Source organism: Bradyrhizobium sp. JR3.5, assembly GCF_054057015.1.
Genome location: NZ_JBSRYV010000002.1, coordinates 2,124,851 through 2,143,656, shown reverse-complemented (window position 1 = coordinate 2,143,656; position 18,806 = coordinate 2,124,851). Strand labels below are relative to the sequence as shown.

At 63.7% G+C, this 18,806-nt stretch carries 12 protein-coding genes and 3 pseudogenes; 3 read left to right on the top strand and 12 right to left on the bottom strand.

What is annotated here, in order from left to right; genetic code table 11:
* Positions 1-1,041 (bottom strand): branched-chain amino acid ABC transporter permease, encoded by a 1,041-nt coding sequence (locus ACVWW1_RS27135; RefSeq protein WP_456658027.1) that lies wholly within the window; start codon positions 1,039-1,041, stop codon positions 1-3.
* Positions 1,042-1,220: 179 nt separating this feature from the next.
* On the opposite strand from ACVWW1_RS27135, the gene ACVWW1_RS27130 reads away from it, so the two are divergent.
* Positions 1,221-1,739 (top strand): MarR family winged helix-turn-helix transcriptional regulator, encoded by a 519-nt coding sequence (locus ACVWW1_RS27130; RefSeq protein WP_456658026.1) that lies wholly within the window; start codon positions 1,221-1,223, stop codon positions 1,737-1,739.
* A gap of 125 nt (positions 1,740-1,864) precedes the next feature.
* On the opposite strand, the gene ACVWW1_RS27125 is transcribed toward ACVWW1_RS27130, so the two are convergent.
* From ACVWW1_RS27125 to ACVWW1_RS27075, 11 genes and pseudogenes are all read right to left on the bottom strand, one after another.
* Positions 1,865-3,148: a glycerate kinase type-2 family protein gene (locus tag ACVWW1_RS27125; RefSeq protein WP_456658025.1), complete on the bottom strand. Its 1,284-nt coding sequence runs from the start codon at positions 3,146-3,148 to the stop codon at positions 1,865-1,867.
* Between the two features lie 217 nt (positions 3,149-3,365).
* On the bottom strand, positions 3,366-4,598 hold the full coding sequence (locus ACVWW1_RS27120; RefSeq protein ID WP_456658024.1) for an ABC transporter substrate-binding protein: 1,233 nt from the start codon (positions 4,596-4,598) through the stop codon (positions 3,366-3,368).
* Positions 4,599-4,798: 200 nt separating this feature from the next.
* The gene (locus tag ACVWW1_RS27115) at positions 4,799-6,025 is read right to left on the bottom strand and encodes an ABC transporter substrate-binding protein (RefSeq protein ID WP_456658023.1); all 1,227 of its coding nucleotides are present in this window, start codon (positions 6,023-6,025) and stop codon (positions 4,799-4,801) included.
* Positions 6,026-6,184: 159 nt separating this feature from the next.
* Positions 6,185-7,414, bottom strand: coding sequence for an ABC transporter substrate-binding protein (locus ACVWW1_RS27110; protein WP_176528747.1), 1,230 nt, complete (start codon positions 7,412-7,414; stop codon positions 6,185-6,187).
* A gap of 226 nt (positions 7,415-7,640) precedes the next feature.
* Entirely contained in the window at positions 7,641-8,867 is a 1,227-nt protein-coding gene (locus tag ACVWW1_RS27105; protein WP_456658022.1) for an ABC transporter substrate-binding protein, read from the bottom strand.
* Between the two features lie 119 nt (positions 8,868-8,986).
* Positions 8,987-10,217 (bottom strand): annotated as a pseudogene (locus ACVWW1_RS27100) (ABC transporter substrate-binding protein).
* Positions 10,218-10,246: 29 nt separating this feature from the next.
* The gene (locus ACVWW1_RS27095; protein ID WP_176528750.1) at positions 10,247-11,263 is read right to left on the bottom strand and encodes a branched-chain amino acid ABC transporter permease; all 1,017 of its coding nucleotides are present in this window, start codon (positions 11,261-11,263) and stop codon (positions 10,247-10,249) included.
* Between the two features lie 2 nt (positions 11,264-11,265).
* Positions 11,266-12,144, bottom strand: coding sequence for a branched-chain amino acid ABC transporter permease (locus tag ACVWW1_RS27090; protein WP_021076976.1), 879 nt, complete (start codon positions 12,142-12,144; stop codon positions 11,266-11,268).
* A 12-nt stretch (positions 12,145-12,156) separates the two neighbouring features.
* A complete protein-coding gene (locus tag ACVWW1_RS27085; protein WP_097676739.1) occupies positions 12,157-12,870 on the bottom strand; it encodes an ABC transporter ATP-binding protein in 714 nt (237 codons plus the stop codon).
* Positions 12,867-13,664 (bottom strand): ABC transporter ATP-binding protein, encoded by a 798-nt coding sequence (locus ACVWW1_RS27080; protein ID WP_050406254.1) that lies wholly within the window; start codon positions 13,662-13,664, stop codon positions 12,867-12,869. The genes ACVWW1_RS27085 and ACVWW1_RS27080 overlap by 4 nt, the downstream gene beginning before the upstream one ends.
* A gap of 79 nt (positions 13,665-13,743) precedes the next feature.
* A pseudogene (locus tag ACVWW1_RS27075) lies at positions 13,744-14,601 on the bottom strand (IclR family transcriptional regulator); the annotation flags it as partial.
* Between the two features lie 170 nt (positions 14,602-14,771).
* Here ACVWW1_RS27075 and ACVWW1_RS27070 point away from each other — a divergent pair.
* On the top strand, positions 14,772-16,868 hold the full coding sequence (locus ACVWW1_RS27070; RefSeq protein ID WP_456658021.1) for a 3-hydroxyacyl-CoA dehydrogenase NAD-binding domain-containing protein: 2,097 nt from the start codon (positions 14,772-14,774) through the stop codon (positions 16,866-16,868).
* Between the two features lie 176 nt (positions 16,869-17,044).
* Positions 17,045-18,734 (top strand): annotated as a pseudogene (gene pimA, locus ACVWW1_RS27065) (dicarboxylate--CoA ligase PimA).
* The last annotated feature ends 72 nt before the right edge of the window (positions 18,735-18,806 follow it).

Below are 18,806 nucleotides of genomic sequence, written 5' to 3'. Positions count from 1 at the left end.
TCAGTCCTTCTCTTCCTCGACCTGGGGCGCTGCGAGCGAGCGCAGCACCAGGACGGGAAGGATCAGCGTGAACACGATGACTTCCTTGAAATTACTGGCGTAGAACGACGAGAAGGCCTCGACGATGCCGACCACGATGGCCGCGACCGCGGTCAGGGGATAGCTGACCAGGCCGCCGATGATGGCGGCGATAAAGCCCTTCAGGCCGATCAGGAAGCCGGTGTCGTAATAGAGCGTCGTGATCGGCACGATCAGGATGCCGGAAATCGCGCCGATCACGGAGGCGAGCAGGAATGCGATCTGGCCCGACAGCGTGGTGCGGATGCCGACCAGGCGGGCGCCGAGGCGATTGACCGCGGTGGCCCGCAGCGCCTTGCCGGTTTTGGTGTAGCCGAAGAACAGCCATAGCCCGACGATGAAGCCGACCGTCAGGGTATACACAGCAAGGCTCTGGCCGGTGAAGCGCAGCGGACCCGCGGTCACCGCGGCGCTCGACAGCGCCGGGCCGCGCAGGCCTTCGGCGCCGAAGAACACCAGGCCGAGGCCTTGCAGCGCCAGATGGCAGCCGACCGAGGCGATCAGGAGCACCAGCACGGAGGTATGCGCGATCGGCTGGAAGGCGATGCGGTAGAGAAACAGCCCGATCGCCGCCACGATCAGCAGCGCCAGCGCAATGTTGACGGCGATCGGCGTATGGGGACCAACCAGGGCATAGACGAGGCCGAGCAGCGCTGTAGGAAAGACGATATTGAGCGCGACCGAGCGCAGCACCAGCCGGGCATGCAGCGCCTTGCGGGCGAAGAACAGGTCGAGTGCGAACGCGACAAGGCCCATCGCGACGGCAAGGCGCACCGTGCCGGGCACCTGGCCGGTCGCCAGCATGGCGTAGCTCAACGCGCCGTAGGTCACGAATTCGCCCTGCGGGATCAGGATCACCCGCGTCACCGCGAACACCAGCACCAGGGCCAGCCCGAGCAGTGCGTAGATCGCGCCATTGGTGATGCCGTCCTGCAGCAGGAACAGCATGATCGTTGTGTTCAAGGCCGAGCGCTCCCCCTCAAGCGTCGGACCGCCGCGGCCGGCTGTGCCGGTCGGGTCGGCCGATACCGGCTGTTGATAGCCGTCGATATTTGATATGGTGTATAACGATTATTAGATATAATCTCAAGGTCCCCGAGCGTCCCGCGGGGTTTTTGTACCGGGATTGCGAGCCTGGAGCGATGACTGTTTCGAAAACCGCCTCCGATGCCGTCCGTTCGTCGCGTGCCCCGCGCAGGGAACCGGTCGATCCTGCCGGGGACGACAGCATGTTGCAATTGGGCGAACTGTCCGGACTGCTCGGCTATTCGCTGAAGCGCGCGCAGCTCAAGGTGTTCGAGGACTTCCTGCGCTGCGTCGCGCCGCTGCAGCTGACGCCGGCGCAGTTCTCGGTGCTGCTGCTGCTCGACAAGAATCCGGGCCGCAACCAGACCGAGATCGCCAACACGCTCGGCATCCTCAGGCCGAATTTCGTCGCCATGCTCGACGCGCTGGAGAGCCGCGACCTTTGCGCGCGGATGCGCTCGACCAACGACCGGCGCTCCCACATCCTGGTCCTGACCGACAAGGGCCGCGCCGTGCTGGCGCGCGCCAAGAAGCTGGTTGCCAACAAGCACGAGGCCCGGCTGATCGAGGTGCTCGGCCCGGCCAACCACTCCGCGCTGCTGGAGATGCTGGCGAAGCTCGCGCAGGAGTTTTAAGGGGCGGGTTTCGGCCCGTCGGCCGTCATCGCGAGGAGCGACAGCGACGAAGCAATCCATCTCTCCGCACGTGACGCGGTGGATTGCTTCGCTGCGCTCGCAATGACGGGAGAGAGCGGTGCGCGTCAGTCGACCAAAATCACCCTGACATCGTTGACATTGGTCAGCGTCGGCCCGGTCAGCAACAAATCGCCGGTCTGCGCGAAGAAGCCCGTGGCGTCGTTGTTCTCGAGATAGGCCCTGGGATCGAGGCCGATCGATTTCATCTTCGCGAATGTCGCCTGATCGATCACGGCCCCGGCGGGGTCGGTGGCGCTGCCGGCGCCGCCATCGGCGCCGTCGGTGTCGGCGGCGAGGGCCGAGATGTCGGGCGTGTCCTTGAGCAAGTCGGCCAGCGCCAGCGCGTATTCCTGGTTGGGGCCGCCGCGGCCGTTGCCGCGCACTGTCACCGTAAGTTCGCCGCCGGAGATGATCGCGACGCGCTTGCGCTCGCTGCGGGCCTTCAGCGCGAGCCTGGCGTGCCCGGCCGCGACATCGCGGGCCTCACCTTCGAGATCGGCGCCGAGCGCGATGGTCTCGTAGCCGGCGTCCTGCGCGACCTTCACCGCGGCGTCGATCGAGGCCTTGGGCTTCGCCAGCAGCTCGAACGTCGCCCGCGCAAAGGCCGGATCGCCCGGCTTGCAGCTCTCGTTCCGGGAATCGTCGAGCGCGCGGCGGACCGCGTCATCGACGGAGAGGTTGTACTTCGCGACCAGCGCGCGGGCATCCGCGAGCGTAGTCGGGTCCGGCACCGTCGGCCCCGAGGCGATCGCGGAGGGATCGTCATGCGGCACGTCGGAAATCGCCAGCGTGACGATCTCGGCAGCGTGCTGGCCGGCGCGCGCCAACCGTCCGCCCTTGATCCGCGACAGATGCTTGCGGACGATGTTCATCTCGCCGATCGGCGCGCCGGAGCGCAGCAGCGCGCGGTTGACCTGCTGCTTCTGGGCAAAGCTCACGCCCTCGACGGGCGCGATCCAGTTCGCCGAGCCGCCGCCGGTCAGCAGCACCAGCAGGAGATCGTCGGCGCTGGCTTCCGCCGCCAGCCGCAGCGTATCGTCGGCGGCGCGCTGGCCGGCTTCATCGGGCACCGGGTGGCCGGCCTCGACCACCTGGATGCGGCGGGTCGGCACGCCATGGCCGTGCCGGGTGGTGGCGATGCCGACCAGTCGCGACGGCTCGAGACCGAGCGTGTCGAGATAGTGCCGCTCCGCCGCCGCGGCCATGGCGCCGGCGCCCTTGCCGGCGGCGAGGCAGATCACGCGTCCCTTCGGCGCCGGCCGCAGCCGCGATGCTAGCACGACATCGGGATGCGCAGCCGCCACCGCGGCATCGAAGATCGAACGCAGGAAAGGACGACGGTCGGTCATGGCTGTGCTTTCGTGAGAGGGGAGGCATCACGATGGGATTGCTTTTCCCTCTCCCGCTTGCGGGGGAGGGCTAGGGTGGGGGTGTCACCGCGAGTCGCGTGGTGGAGAGAACCCCCACCCGGATCGCATCTTCGATGCGATCCGACCTCCCCCGCAAGCGGGAGAGGTGAGGTGAGAGTCCGGGACGTGGATCGAATCAAAAAACGAATCCTGCCTCTTAGTTTCCGGCGACTTCGCCGCTGATGACGTCGCCGAACAATTGCCAGCGCTCGCCCTTGAACTGCATCAGCTGCAATTGCTCGATCGGTTGGAAGTCGGACGGCCCGGTCGATAGCGTCACGCCGGGCAGCAGGCCGCCCTGCGCAAACTGCTTCAGGCTCGCCGCCTGCTTCATCACGTTGGCGCGGGTGAGGTCGTCGCCGCAGCGGCGCAGCACCTCGACCATGGTCGTCGCCATGTTGTAGCCGGTCATCGCCGAGGCATCGACGCGGTTGGTGTCGGGCATGTACTTGGCGAGCAGTTCGTCGAACGCCTTCATGCCGGCGTCGTCCCTCCACTGCGGATCGCTGGCGTCCTTGGCGTAGGCCGCCGAGATCACGCCCTGCGCATTGTCGAGCCCGGCCGGACGCATCACCGTCGCAGTGGAGGCCGAGACGTTGGAGACGATCGTCACCGGCTTCCAGTTCATCTCGCCGAGCTTCTTGATCGCCTGGGCGCCGAATTTCGGCGTGGTGAAGAAGATGATGACGTCGGGATTGGCGGATTTCAGCCGTACGACATGGGAATCGATGGTGGGTTCGGCGACCTCGTAGCTCTCCTTGGCGGCGATCCGCGCCGGATCGCCGGCGAAGCCGTCTTCCAGGCCCTTGAGGTAGTCCTTGCCCATGTCGTCGTTCTGATAGAGCACCGCGACCTTGGCGGCGGGCTTCTCCTTGAGCAGATATTTCGCGTAGATCCGCGACTCGCTCTGGTAGCTCGGCAGCCAGCCCATGGTCCACGGGAACGTCTTCGGATCGTTCCACTTGGTCGCGCCGGTGGCGACGAACAGCTGCGGCACTTTCTTGGCGTTGAGGTATTTCTGGATCGCGGTGTTGGAGGCGGTGCCGAGCGTGCCGAACAGGAACAGCACCTCGTCGCTCTCGACCAGCTTGCGGGCCTGCTCGACGGCCTTCGGCGGCGAATAGGCGTCGTCATAGGAGATGAAATTGATCTTGCGGCCGTTGATGCCGCTATCGTCGTTGACCTTCTTGAACACCGCGGCCATCGCCTTGCCGACCACGCCATAGGCCGACGCCGGGCCGCTATAGGGCACGATGTTGCCGATCTTGATCTCGGTATCGGTCGCACCGGTGTCGTATTTCTTCTGCGCCCACGCGGCATTGCCGGTCACGGCGGCGACGGCGAGGCCGAGCAGGGCGGTTGCGACACGGTGACGGATCGGCTTCGGCATTTCCCGAAAACTCCTTGTTGTTGCCGGCGCGCAAGGGCGCCGGGTTCGCTGCGGTTGTTGCCGGTTTTCCTAGCGCATTGCCGGGCAAAGTGTAAGCAGGCACCGCCCTCGGCCGGTCGTTGAGCCGGCCCCATGGCCGATGAAAAGCCCCCTGCGACGGTATCGCAGGGGGCCATTGTCGGTCGATTGTCGGCAGGAAATCAGCCGCCGACGTCGGCGCTGATGACGTCGCCGAACAGTTCCCATTTCTCGCCCTTGAACTTCATCAGCTGCAACTGGCTGATCGGGGCGAAATCGTTCGCGGCGGTGTTGATCTTGATGCCGGGCAGCAGCACTTCGGTGCGGAAGTCCTTCAGATTCGCCGCCTGCTTCATGATGTTCTCACGGGTGAGGTTGTCGCCGCACTGCTTCAGCACCTGAACCAGGGTCTGGGCCACGCCGAAGCCGACCACGGTGCCGCCGTCGAGCTTGTCGCCCTCGGGGAAGTCCTTGGCCATGAAAGCGTAGAATTCCTTCATGCCGGGATCATTGTCCCATTGCTTGTCGGAAGCGTCCTTCAGGTAGGCGGCGGAGATGATGTCCTGCGCATTCTCGAAGCCGGCCGGTTTGATCACGCTGCCGACCGAGGCCGACACGTTGTTGAGGAAGTGGGTCGGCTTCCAGCCGATCTCGGCGACCTTCTTGATCGCCTGCGCCGCGAATTTCGGCGTCGCGATGTCGATGAAGACGTCGGCGTTGCTGGCTTTCAGCTTGACGATGTTGCTATCGATGGTCGGCTGGGAAGTCTCGAAGCTCTCTTCGGCGACGATCATGCTGGCGGCCTTCTGGCCGAGACCGTCCTTCAGGCCCTTCAGATAGTCCTTGCCGTAATCGTCGTTCTGGTAGAGCACCGCGATCTTGGCGTTCGGCATGTTCTTCAGGATGTACTTTGCGTAGATCTGGGTCTCGCTCTGGTAGTTGGGCTGCCAGCCCATGGTCCAGGGAAAGTCCTTCGGATCGTTCCACTTGGTGGCGCCGGTGGCGACGAACAGCTGCGGCACCTTCTTCGAGTTCATGTATTTCTGGATCGCCGAGTTCGACGGCGTGCCGAGCGAGTTGAAGATCAGCAGCACCTCGTCGCTTTCGACCAGCTTGCGGGCCTGCTCCACGGCCTTCGGCGGCGAGTAGGCGTCATCGTAGGAGATGAAGTTGATCTTGCGGCCGTTGATGCCGCCGGCATCGTTGATCTTCTTGAAATAGGCGGCCTCGGTGCGGCCGATGATGCCATAGGCCGATGCGGGGCCGCTGTAGGGCATGATGTTGCCGATCTTGATCTCGGTGTCGCTGGCGCCGGTGTCGTATTTCTTCTGGGCAAGCGCAGCGCTGCTGGATATCGCGACGAGCGCGAGCGCGGCCCCGAGGACCGCAAGTCTTGTGGTAGCGGACATCTATGTCTCTCTCCCTGTTGTCAGACGAACGTGTCGCGGCCCCCTGTTTCGAGGGCTCTGTTATTTGACTGCAATGATTAGCATTTCAGGCGGCCCGTCTCAATGAAAAGCCCCTGCGACAACGCCGCAGGGGCCTCGTCTTTAGTCGACAATTCCGGGTTAACCGCCGACGTCGCCGCTCAAAATGTCGCCAAAGCGCTCCCAGGTCTGGCCCTTGAAGCGGATCAATTGCAGTTGCGAAAGCGGCGCGAAATCGGTCGCCGAGGTGTTGACCTTGACTCCCGGCAACAGGCCGCCGGGTTCGTAATCGCGAATGCTGGCCGCCTGCTTCATGACGTTCTCGCGGGTCAGGTCGTCGCCGCACGCCTTGAGCACATGCACCAGGCCCTGCGAGACGATGTAGGCGTACATCACCGAGGCATCGGCGCGGTTCGCTTCCGGATAGTATTTATCGAGGAACTCGTTCCAGGCGATCATTGCCTTGTCGGTCTTCCACTGCGGGTCGGTCGGGTCCTTGAAATATTGCGACGAGATGATGTCCTGGGCGTTCTCGAAGCCGGCGGGCTTGATCACGCTGCCGATCGATCCGGAGACGTTGTTGAGGAAATGCAGCGGATGCCAGTTGAGTTCGGCGTTCTTCTTGATCGCCTGCGCCGCGAATTTCGGAGTCGTGATGTTGAAGAACACGTCGGCGCCGGAGGCCTTGAGCCTGACGATGTGGGAGTCGATGGTCGGCTCCGTCACCTCGTAGCTGTCCTCGGCGACGATCATCGATGCGGCCTTGGCGCCGAGCCCGTCCTTGAAGCCCTTCAGATAGTCCTTGCCGTAATCGTCGTTCTGGTAGAGCACCGCGATCTTGGCGTCCGGCTTGTTCTTCAGGATGTACTTTGCGTAGATGATGGACTCGCTCTGGTAGTTGGGCTGCCAGCCCATCGTCCAGGGAAATTCCCTCGGGTCGTTCCACTTGGTGGCGCCGGTGGCGACGAACAGTTGCGGCACCTTCTTCTGGTTCATGTACTTCTGGATCGCCGAGTTCGGCGGCGTGCCGAGCGAATTGAAGATCAGCAGCACCTCGTCGCTCTCGACGAGCTTGCGCGCCTGCTCGACGGTCTTCGGTGGTGTGTAGGCGTCGTCATAGCTGATGAAGGTGATCTTGCGGCCGTTGATGCCACCCTCGGCATTGATCTTGCGGAAATAGGCCTCCTCGGTCTTGCCGATCACGCCATAGGCGGAAGCCGCTCCGCTGTAGGGCATGATGTTGCCGATCTTGATTTCGCTGTCGGAGGCACCGATGTCGTATTTCTTCTGCGCGACGGAGGGACTCGTGGTCGCTGCGAGCAATGCGACGGCAGCCGAAAAGGCCCCCAACCGCAAACGGATAGCAGGCATTTTGATCTCCCTTGGATCACGGTGAATGTGTCACGATTTTTGGAGTGGAAGCACTTTGCGGCTCCTCGCGGCATTGAATACCTTTCGTCAGGTGCCAGCAACAGAAAGCCCCCCGCGGCGCTGCCGCGGAGGGCGTCATTTAGTCGAACGCGTTGCGAGGAAAGCCGGTGCCGCACAAACGCTCCGCAACACACGCGAAGCGTTTGCATGGTGATCGTGCGTCGTCCTAGTTGCTGAGTCCGCTCGAGATGATGTCGCCGAACAGCTCCCACTTCTCGCCCTTGAAGCGCATCAGCTGCAACTGCTTGATCGGCGCGAAGTCGGTGGCCGAGGTGTTGATGCTGATGCCCGGCAGCAGCGTGCCGGGGACATAATCCTTCAGGCTCGCGGCCTGCTTCATGATGTTGGCGCGGGTGAGGTCGTCACCGCACCTCTCCAGCACCTGCACCATGGTCTGTGCGGCGGCGTAGCCGAAGGAGGTGGCGCCGTCGAGCTTGTTGGCGTCGGGATAATCCTTCTTGAGGAAGGCAAGGAATTTCTCCATGCCGGGATCCTTGTCCCATTGCGGATCGGCGCCGTCCTTGAGATAGGACGCCGACAGGATGCCCTGCGAGTTCTCGAAGCCGGCCGGCTGCATGACGCCGCCGACCGAGGCTGAGACATTCGCGACGAACTGCAAGGGCGTCCAGGCGATTTCGGCGGCCTTCTTGATCGCCTGCGCCGCGAATTTCGGTGACGTGATGCTGATGAAGGTGTCGGCGCCGGCGGCTTTCAGCTTGACGATGTGATTGTCGATCGCAGGCTCCGACGTCTCGTAAGCCTCTTCGGCGACGATCATCGAGGCCTTGTCGCCGAAGGCGTCCTTCAGGCCCTTGAGGTAGTCCTTGCCGAAATCGTCGTTCTGGTAAAGCACGGCAACCTTGGCGTCTGCCTTGTGCTTCATGATGTATTTTGCGTAGACCCGCGCCTCGTCCTGGTAGGACGGCTGCCAGCCCATGGTCCAGGGATAGTTCTTGGGGTCGTTCCACTTGGAGGCGCCGGAGGCGATGAACAGCTGCGGCACCTGCTTCTCGTTCATGTATTTCCGGATCGCAGCGTTGCCTGCGGTGCCGACCGAGCCGAACAGCAGCAGCACCTCGTCGTCCTCGACCAGCTTGCGCGCCTGCTCCACCGTCTTGGGCGGCGAGTAGCCGTCGTCGTAGGAGATGAAGGTGATCTTGCGGCGGTGGATGCCGCCGGCCTGGTTGATCATCTTGAAGTAGGCCGCCTCGGTCCTGCCGATCACCCCATAGGCCGAGGCGGGACCGCTGTAGGGCATGATGTTGCCGATCTTGATCTCGGTGTCGCTGGCCCCGGTGTCGTACTTCTTCTGCGCCAGCGCGACATTGCAGCTCGTCAGGAGCAGAGCCAATGCGGACAAGAGCGCCGTCAGGGACGGACGTGCGGCAGTCATGGTTTCCCCACCTCGGGTTCTTTAGTTTCGAGTATTCAATACGATCGGCGCGGGGCGTCAACAAAAAGCCCCCGCGACTGTTATCGCGGAGGCTGTTGTTTTATTCCCGCAGTGCAACGTCACTCAGAGGGGACGTCGCCGGAAATGATGTCACCGAACAGTTCCCACTTCTGACCCTTGAAGCGCTGCATCTGCAGCTGGGCGATCGGGGCGAAGTCGGTGGCCGAGGTGTTGATCTTGACGCCGGGCAGCAGGGTGTCCGGCGTAAAGTCCTTCAGGCTCGCCGCCTGCTTCATGACGTTGGCGCGGGTGAGGTCGTCGCCGCACATTTCCAGCACCTTGGCGAGCGTCTGCGCGGCGCCATAGCCGTAGACATTAGCCGCCGTCGGTCTTGTCGGCGCCCGGCATGTACTTGTCGAGAAATTCGGACCACTTCTTCATGCCGGGGTCGTTGTTCCACTGCGAGTCGGCGCCGTCCTTGGCATAGGCCGCCGACAGCACGCCCTGGGCGTTGTCGAAGCCGGCCGGCTGCATCACGCTGCCGACCGAGGCCGACACGTTGGTGATGATCTGCAGCGGCTTCCAGCCGAGCTCGGCGGTCTTCTTGATGGTCTGCGCGCCGAACTTCGGCGTGGTGTAGATCAGCAGCACGTCCGGATTGGCGGCCTTGATCTTGACGATGTGGCCGTCGATCGACGGCTCGGACACCTCATAGCTCTCCTCCATGATGATGCTGGAGGCCGCCTTGGCGCCGAAACCGTCCTTGGTGCCCTTGAGGTAGTCTTTGCCGAAGTCGTCGTTCTGATAGAGGATCGCGACCTTGGCGTCGGGCTTCTCCTTCATCAGCCACTTGGCATAGATCTGCGCTTCGCTCTGGTAGCTCGGCTGCCAGCCCATGGTCCACGGGAAGTTCTTCGGATCGTTCCACTTGGTGGCGCCGGTGGCGACGAACAGCTGCGGGATTTTCTTGGAATTCAGGTATTTCTGGATCGCGGTGTTGGACGGCGTGCCGAGCGGGTTGAAGACCAGCAGCACTTCGTCGCTCTCGACCAGCTTGCGCACCTGCTCGACCGCTTTCGGCGGCGAGTAGGCGTCGTCATAGCTGACGAAATTGACCTTGCGGCCGTTGATGCCGCCGCGGTCGTTGATCATCTTGAAGTAGGCTTCTTCGGTCTTGCCGATCACGCCGTAGGCAGAGGCCGGTCCCGAATAGGGGATGATGTTGCCGACCTTGATCTCGGTATCGCTTGCGCCGGTGTCGTATTTCTTTTGGGCGAATGCGGCAGTGGACGTCGCGGCAACAGCGACGATCGCCGCGGAAATCGCGGCGATCCGAACGGTAGAAAGCATAATGTCTCCTGGTTTGGTTCTAAAGATTCTTAGTTCTTCTTGAGCTTTGCGGCCAGTTGCTGGGCAACGATCGCAACCTGCCTGGCGCCGTGCGGCACGAGGAAGATGACGAGGAATAGCAGCACGCCGAACACCGCACCCGAAAGGCCCTTCGAGATGCCTTCGGCGATGTTCGGCACGAAGATGATGAAGGCGGAGCCTACGATCGAGCCGGGCAGCCAGCCGACGCCACCGACCACCATGCCGAGGAACAGCGAGATCGCGAGCTGGATGGTGTAGCCGTCGGGCGCCACGAACTGCACCGCGATGGCGCCGAGACCGCCGGCAACGCCGGTGATGCCGGCCGAGACGCCGAACGCCAGCGTCTTGTACAGCGCGACGTCGACGCCCATCGCGGAGGCCGCGATCTCGTTGTCGCGGATCGCCATGAAGGCGCGGCCGGAGCGCGAGCGCAAAAGGTTTACCGAGGCGATGTAGATCGCGATCCCGACCGCCAGGGTGAAGTAATAAAGCCACATATCCTGCGACATCGGCAGCCCGAACGGGGCATCCGGCTTGGTGACGACGAGGCCCTGCACGCCGCCGGTCCAGTGCTCGAAATAGCCGAGCTTGAGCAACTGCGGCATTGCGGTGGCGAGCGCGAAGGTCGCGAGCGCCAGATAGACGCCGGATAGCCGCAGCGCCGGCTGGCCGAACAGGAAGCCGAAGCCGAAGCAGACGATGCCGGCGACCGGCAGCGTCAGGGCATAGTTCATGCCCGCATGCTCCATCAGGATCGCCGACGTATAGGCGCCGACGGCGTAGAACGCGCTCTGCCCGAGCGAGAACTGGCCGCTTCCGCCGGTCAGGATGTTGAGCGCCATCACCGCAAGCGCGTAGATCAGAAGCATCGTCATCTGGAAGATGATGAAGTTCTTCACGAACAGCGGGATCAGGATCAGCGCGGCAAGCACGACGAGCGAGGTGCCGTAGCCCAGCGTCATGGCACGCTTGGGCACAGCCTCGACGGCGGGGGCTTCTGTGACGATGTCTTCAGCGGCGCTCATGATCAAACTCGCTTGACGATGGCGCGGCCGAACAGGCCTGCCGGTTTAACGACCAGGACGACGATGATCAGCGCGAGCGCGATCGGAAGTTTCAGCTCATTGCCGACGCCGGGGATGTAGGTGCCGACGAGGTTCTCGAAGATGCCGACCAGGAAGCCGCCCATCACGGCGCCGAACGGCGAGGTCAGGCCGCCGAGCACGGCTGCGGCAAATCCGTAGATCAGCACGCCGAGCATCATGTTCGGCTCGAGGAACACCACCGGCGCGATCATCATGCCGGCGATCGAGCCGATCGCGGACGCCATGCCCCAGCCCAGCGCGATCATCCAGGAGGTGTTGATGCCGACCAGGCGGGCCGATTCAGGCAGCGAGGCGGCCGCCCGCATCGCAAGGCCGACCCGGGTGAAGCGGAAGAAGAAGAACAGCAGCAGCAGCATCAGCAGCGTGATGCCGATCATGCCGGCCTGGTGGGTCGAGATCAGCTGGCTGCCGAGGAACGGCGAGGAGCCGAACGGCGTCGGATACTGCTTGATGGTGAAGTCCCAGATCAGGCCGGCGACCGAGTTGATGATCGCATACAGCGCGATGAAGCCGGCGACATTGGTCAGGATCGGGGCCTTGGCCAGCGGCTTGAACAGCAACCGCTCGATGACGATGCCGGCGGCAAATGAAAACGCGACGGTGAGCACGAAGGCGCCCCAATATGGCACACCCCATTGCATCAGCTGCCAGGACACGAAGGTCGAGAACATCGCCATTTCGCCCTGGGCGAAATTCAGATGGTCGATGGCCTGGTAGATCATCACGACCGCGAGCGCCATGCAGGCATAGATCGCGCCCGTGGCGATGCCGGCCAGGACCTGGTTGGCAAAAAGCTCCATTGTGCCAGCTCCTCAGTAGCCGAGATAGGATTTGCGGACGTCTTCGTTGTTCGCGATGTCCTTGGCATTGCCCGACATCACGATCCGTCCGGTTTCGATCACATAGGCCTGGTCGGCGAGCTCGAGCGCGAGCTGCGCGTTCTGCTCGACCACTAGGATAGTCACTTTTTCCTCGCGATTGATCTTGCCGAGGATGCGGAACAGGTCGCGCACGATCAGCGGCGCAAGGCCGAATGACGGCTCGTCGAGCAGCATCAGGCGCGGCCGCAGCATCAGCGCGCGCGCCACCGCGAGCATCTGCTGCTCGCCGCCCGACAGCGTGCCGGCCTGCTGGGTATAGCGCTGCTTCAGCACCGGGAAATGCTCGTACATCCGCTCGATGTCGGAGCCGATGGCGTTCTTGTCGGAACGGCTGATGGCGCCGAGCTGCAGATTTTCCTCCACCGTCATGTTGGTGAAGGTGCCGCGGCCCTGTGGCACATGGGCGATGCCGAGGCGGACCACATTCTCGGTCGAACGTGTGCCGATCGGCTTGCCCTCGAACTCGATCGCGCCGGTCGAACGCACCATGTTGCAGATCGCCCGCAGCGTGGTGGTCTTGCCGGCGCCGTTGGCTCCGAGCAGGGTGGTCAACGAACCCTCGTTGAGCGAGAAACTGAGGCCGTGCAGGGCCTGGACCTGACCGTAATAGGCGCGCAGGTCCTTGACGTTGAGCATCGCTGTCATTGGTCCTTGCTCCCCAGATAGGCCTTGATGACGTCGGGGTCGGCCTGGACCTGGGCCGGCGTGCCTTCGGCCAGCTTGCGGCCGAAATTGAGCGCGACGACGTGGTCGGCGATCGACATCACGAGACCCATGTGATGCTCGACCAGCAACACCGTAATTTTACGGTCATCGCGGATTTTGCGGATCAAATCGCCGAGCACATAGACTTCCTCGTGATTGAGGCCGCCGGCCGGCTCGTCGAGCAGCAGGATCTTCGGATCCGCCGCCAGGGCGCGTGCCAGTTCGACGCGCTTCTGGGTGCCGAACGGAAGTCCCGAGACCACGGTGTGGGCGACGTCCTCGAGATCGAGATAGCCGAGGATGTCGTGCACCTTCTTGTTCATGTCGCTCTCGCCGCGGCGGACCCAGGCGAGGCGCAGCGAGTCGCTGACGATGTCGCTCGAGGTGCGCGCATGCGCGCCGACGCGCACATTGTCGATCACGGACAGATTGGGAAACAGCGCGACGTTCTGGAACGTGCGGCCGATGCCGATCTCGGCGATCCGGTGCGGCGGCCGCGACAGGATGCTCTTGCCTTCCATCAGGATATCGCCGGACGAGGGCTGGTAGAGCCGCGACAGGCAATTGAACAGCGTCGTCTTGCCGGCGCCGTTCGGTCCGATCAGGCCGAGGATCTGCCCATGGCGCATGTCGAACGACACGCCATTCAGTGCAATGATGCCGCCGAACACGACGCTGACGTCGCGAACCGCGAGCAGGGGATCATTCCCCTGCGCGAGCTGTGCCTGCGTCATCTCGTCTCGCCCGCCATCTCTGAGCGGTGCGAGCGGCCCTGCGATGGATTTCGCCGGACGCGATGGAGGCTATCTGATTCCCCTCGGCCAAACGTGCAACTTTCCCTCCTGCTCTAGACTTTTTGCTTTGTTCTTTTTTGGATTGCGGCGCCATTCCACCGAGCGCCTGCTCGATGTTCCTTACCATCGCGACAAGGCGAGGTCCAATGTCGTTGAGTAATCTATCTTCCGTGAAGCGGAATGCCGGCGCGCCGCAATTGAAGGCGTAAGGACCGGTTCCGTCGTTCAATTTCAATGCAACGCCGGCTGCGGCGACGTCGTTCTGCCAGTCGCCGGTGGACAGGGTGAAGCCGTGCTTCGCCACCGTCTCGCCGGAGCGCTCGATGCCGTCGCGGATCTTGGCCCAGCGGCTGCCATAGTGATCCCGCAGCTCGCGTAGTAGAGCCGCACGTTCTTCGGGTGGCAATGCCCAAATATAGGCACGGCCCATCGCGGTGGTCGCGATCGGTACCCGCGAGCCGACGTCGAGCTGCACGCCGAGCGCCAGGCCGTTCCGGCTCTGGCCGAAATAGATCATGCTGTGACGGTCGCGGCCGCCGACAGCAACTGCGCCGCCGGTCGCGCGCATCACTTCTTCTCGATACGGCTCGGACAAATGCCGAACGCCGAGATTGGCGAGCGCGGCGTAGCCGAGCGCCATCGCCGACGGCGCGAGCTGATACTTTTCGAATTTTGGTACAGGTGTAAGGTATCCCAGCTTGGTCAGCGTGTAGGTCAGCCGGGAAATGGTTGGTTTCGGTAACTTGGTGCGGGCCGCAATCTCCTGATTGCCGAGCAGCCCGTCATTGGGTTGAAATGCACGCAGGACATCCAGTCCGCGGGAAAGCGCGACGACGAAATTGCGATCGGTCGCTGCTTTCTTGCTGGCGCGCTTCATTCCCTGCCCTTGTCATGCTCGTTGACAAGGCTCGTGCTTCAAAATAACCCTCCGTGTCAAGATGTGGAATTAAATTTCGCAGTGCGAAATTGGTCTAATCGTAGCGGCTCGACGCAAGTCGTGCAGCTACTCAACACAAGTTCAAGAACAAGCATCCAGGGAGAGTCCCGGTGAGTGAAGTCGTCAAGCTCGAACGTCATGACAACATTGCCGTCGTCACGGTTAACAGTCCGCCCGTGAACGCGCTGAGCGCTGCCGTGCGCGGCGGCATCTTCGATTGCGTCAAGAGCGCCATCGATGACGCGCAGGTCCAGGGTATCGTGCTGACCTGCGCCGGCCGCACCTTCATCGCCGGCGCCGACATCACCGAATTCGGCAAGCCGCCGAAGCCGCCCGGCCTCGCCGAAGTGCTGAGCCTGATGGAGAGCTCGCCGAAGCCGATCGTTGCCGCGATCCACGGCACCGCGCTCGGCGGTGGCCTCGAGGTTGCGCTGGCCTGCCACTATCGCGTCGCCACCAAGGACGCCAAGCTCGGTCTGCCCGAGGTGAAGCTCGGCCTGCTGCCGGGCGCCGGCGGCACCCAGCGCCTGCCGCGCGCGGTCGGTCCCGAGCTCGCGGTCAAGATGATCGTCGGCGGTGATCCGATCGGCGCGGATGCCGCGCTGAAGGCCGGCCTGATCGACGAGATCGTCGAGGGGCCGGCGTCGGGCGGTGAGGCATTTGCGCGCAAGGTGGTCGCCGAGAAGCGTCCGCTGCGCAAGCTGCGCGATGACGACAGCAAGCTCGCCGCGGCCAAGGCCGACCGTTCGATCTTCACCAATGCGGTCGCTGCGCTGACCAAGAAGTCGCGCGGCCTCGAGGCGCCGTTCGCTGCTGCCGACGCCGTCGGTGCCGCGATCGACCTGCCGTTCGATGAGGGCCTGAAGAAGGAGCGCGAGGGCTTCCTCAAGCTGATGAACGGCGACCAGTCCAAGGCGCAGCGCTACGCGTTCTTCGCCGAGCGCGAAGCCGCCAAGATCTCCGGTGTTCCCGAGGGCACCAAGGGCCGCAACGTGGCGCGCGTCGCCATCCTCGGCGCCGGCACCATGGGCGGCGGCATCGCGATGTCGTTCGCCAATGCCGGCATCCCGGTCACCCTGATCGAGACCGGCGAGGAGCAACTCAAGCGCGGCATGGGCATCATGCAGAAGAACTACGAGGCGACCGCCGCGCGCGGTGGCATCCCGGCGGACGCGCCCGCCAAGCGCATGGCGCTGATCAACGGCGTCGTCGGCATCGAGAACATCGGTGACGCCGATCTGGTGATCGAGGCGGTGTTCGAGACCATGGCGGTCAAGAAGGAAGTGTTCGGCAAGCTCGATCAGTACGCCAAGCCGGGCGCGGTGCTGGCCTCCAACACCTCCTACCTCAACATCGACGAGATCGCGCAATCGACCAAGCGTCCGCAGGACGTGCTCGGCATGCACTTCTTCTCGCCGGCCAACGTCATGAAGCTGTGCGAGATCGTGCGCGCCGACAAGACCGCGCCGGATGCGCTGGTCACCGCCGTCTCGATCGCGCGCAAGATCGCCAAGGTGCCGGCGGTGGTCGGTGTCTGCGACGGCTTCGTCGGCAACCGCATGCTGGCGCAGCGCGGCAAGCAGTCCGAGAAGCTGCTGTTCGAAGGCGCGCTGCCGCAGCAGGTTGACGCTGTTGTCACCAAGTTCGGCATGCCGATGGGCCCGTTCGCGATGGGCGATCTCGCCGGTCTCGATATCGGCTGGCGCTCGCGCAAGGATCGCGGCATCAAGTCGGAGATCGCGGACGCGCTGTGCGAAGCCGGCCGTTTCGGCCAGAAGACCGGCAAGGGCTACTACAAGTATGAGCAGGGCTCGCGCGCGGCGCTGCCCGATCCGGAGGTCGAGAAGCTGATCGACGAGACGCTGGCGCGCCTCGGCCGCAAGAAGCGCGTCGTCAGCGACGACGAGATCCTCGAGCGCATGATGTACCCGATGATCAACGAAGGCGCGAAGATCCTCGCCGAGGGTATCGCGGCGCGGCCGTCGGACATCGACGTGGTCTGGCTCTATGGCTATGGCTGGCCGATCTATCGCGGCGGCCCGATGTTCTGGGCCGACACCGTGGGCCTCAAGCACATCGCCGATCGTCTGGCCTTCTACGCCAAGGAGACCAACGATCCTTCGCTCGAGCCGGCGCCGCTGCTGAAGAAGCTCGCGGACGAAGGCAAGACCTTCGCCTCGCTCGCCGCCGCGTCGAAGGCGGCGTGATCTTTCTTGGCGCTACTGGCTCGGTGTTCGGGTTCCCTCTCCCCTTGTGGGAGAGGGTTAGGGAGAGGGGTGGCCGCATCGGCATTGCCCGCGTGAACCCCCTTCCCCAACCCCTCCCCACAAGGGGGAGGGGAGCCCACACGCCGATGCCCACCTAACAGGTGTTGAACGTTTCCATGACCTATCCCGGCGAACAATATTATCCCAAGGGCGTGCAGTGGAGCGACGAGATCACGCGCGGCACGCTGCCGGACCTGCTCTCGAATGCCGCCGCTGAGTTCGGCGCGCGCCCGGTGCTTGAATTCCGCGACCGGCAGATCAGCTACAGCGAGCTTGAGGCGCTGGTCGAGACCGCGGCTGCCGCCTTCATGCGGGCCGGTTACGGCAAGGGCACCTCGGTCGCGCTGTTTCTCGGCAACTCGCCGGACCATCCGATCAACTTCTTCGGTGCGCTGAAGGCCGGAGCCCGCGTCGTGCATCTGTCGCCGCTCGACGGCGAGATCGCGTTGTCGCACAAGCTCTCCGATTCAGGCGCGCGGGTGCTGGTCACCAGCAACCTGTCGGCGCTGTTGCCGACGGCGCTGAAATTCCTCGCCAAGGGGCTGCTCGACCGCCTGATCGTTTGCGAGGATGATCATTGGGGCAAGGTCGGCACGCCGCAGACCGCGTTGCCGGACAATCCAGCTGTTATCACGCACCGCCAGTTCATCGACGGTGCAGTCAAGCCGTCGCAATGGCCTGCGGTCGACGTCGAGGACGTCGCGCTGCTGCAATATACCGGCGGCACCACCGGCCTGCCCAAGGGGGCGATGCTCAGCCACGGCAATCTCACCGCGGCGGTGTCGATCTACGATGTCTGGGGCAAGCCGGGGCGGGCTCGAACGCAACGCGGTCGAGCGCGTGATCTGCGTGCTGCCGCTGTTTCATATCTATGCGCTGACCGTCGTGCTGCTGTCGGCGATCCGGCGCGGCCATCTGATCTCGTTGCATCAGCGCTTCGACGTCGAGGCCGTGATGCGCGACATCGAGGTCAAGCGCGCGACGGTGTTTCCCGGCGTGCCGACGATGTGGATCGCGATCGCCTCGCTGCCCGACCTCGACAAGCGCGATCTGTCCTCGCTGGTGGTCGCCGGCTCCGGCGGCGCGCCGCTGCCGGTCGAGGTCGCAAAGATCTTCGAGCGCCGCGTCGGCATGAAGCTGAAGAGCGGCTGGGGCATGACCGAGACCTGCTCGCCCGGCACCGGCCACCCCAAGGAGGGGCCGGAGAAGCCGGGCTCGATCGGGCTGATGCTGCCCGGCATCGAGATGGACGTGGTGTCGCTGGAGGATTCCACCAAGGTGATGCCGGTCGGCGAGGTCGGCGAAATCCGCATCCGCGGCCCGAACGTCACCAAAGGTTACTGGAACAGGCCGGCGGAGACCGCGGAGGCCTTTGCCGGCGACCGCTTCCTGACCGGCGACATCGGCTACATGGATGCCGACGGCTATTTCTATCTGGTCGACCGCAAGAAGGACATGATCATCTCCGGCGGCTTCAACGTCTATCCGCAGATGATCGAGCAGGCGATCTACACGCATCCCGCCGTGCAGGAAGTGATCGTGATCGGCATTCCCGACGACTACCGCGGCGAGGCGGCAAAGGCCTTCATCAAGCTGCGCGACGGCGAGAAAGTGTTCTCGGTGGACGAGCTGCGCGCATTCCTCGCCGGCAAGGTCGGCAAGCATGAATTGCCGGCGGCGGTCGAGTTCGTCGACGAGCTGCCGCGCACCCCGGTCGGCAAGCTGTCGCGTCACGAATTGCGCCAGCAGCAGCCCAAGACATCTCCATCCAAACCACAACAAACCGCATCAGGATCGCGCTCATGATGGACGATATGGTGCAATGAATCCGTCGTCCCGGCGAAAGCCGGGACCGATACGCTGCGGCCTATGCAAGAG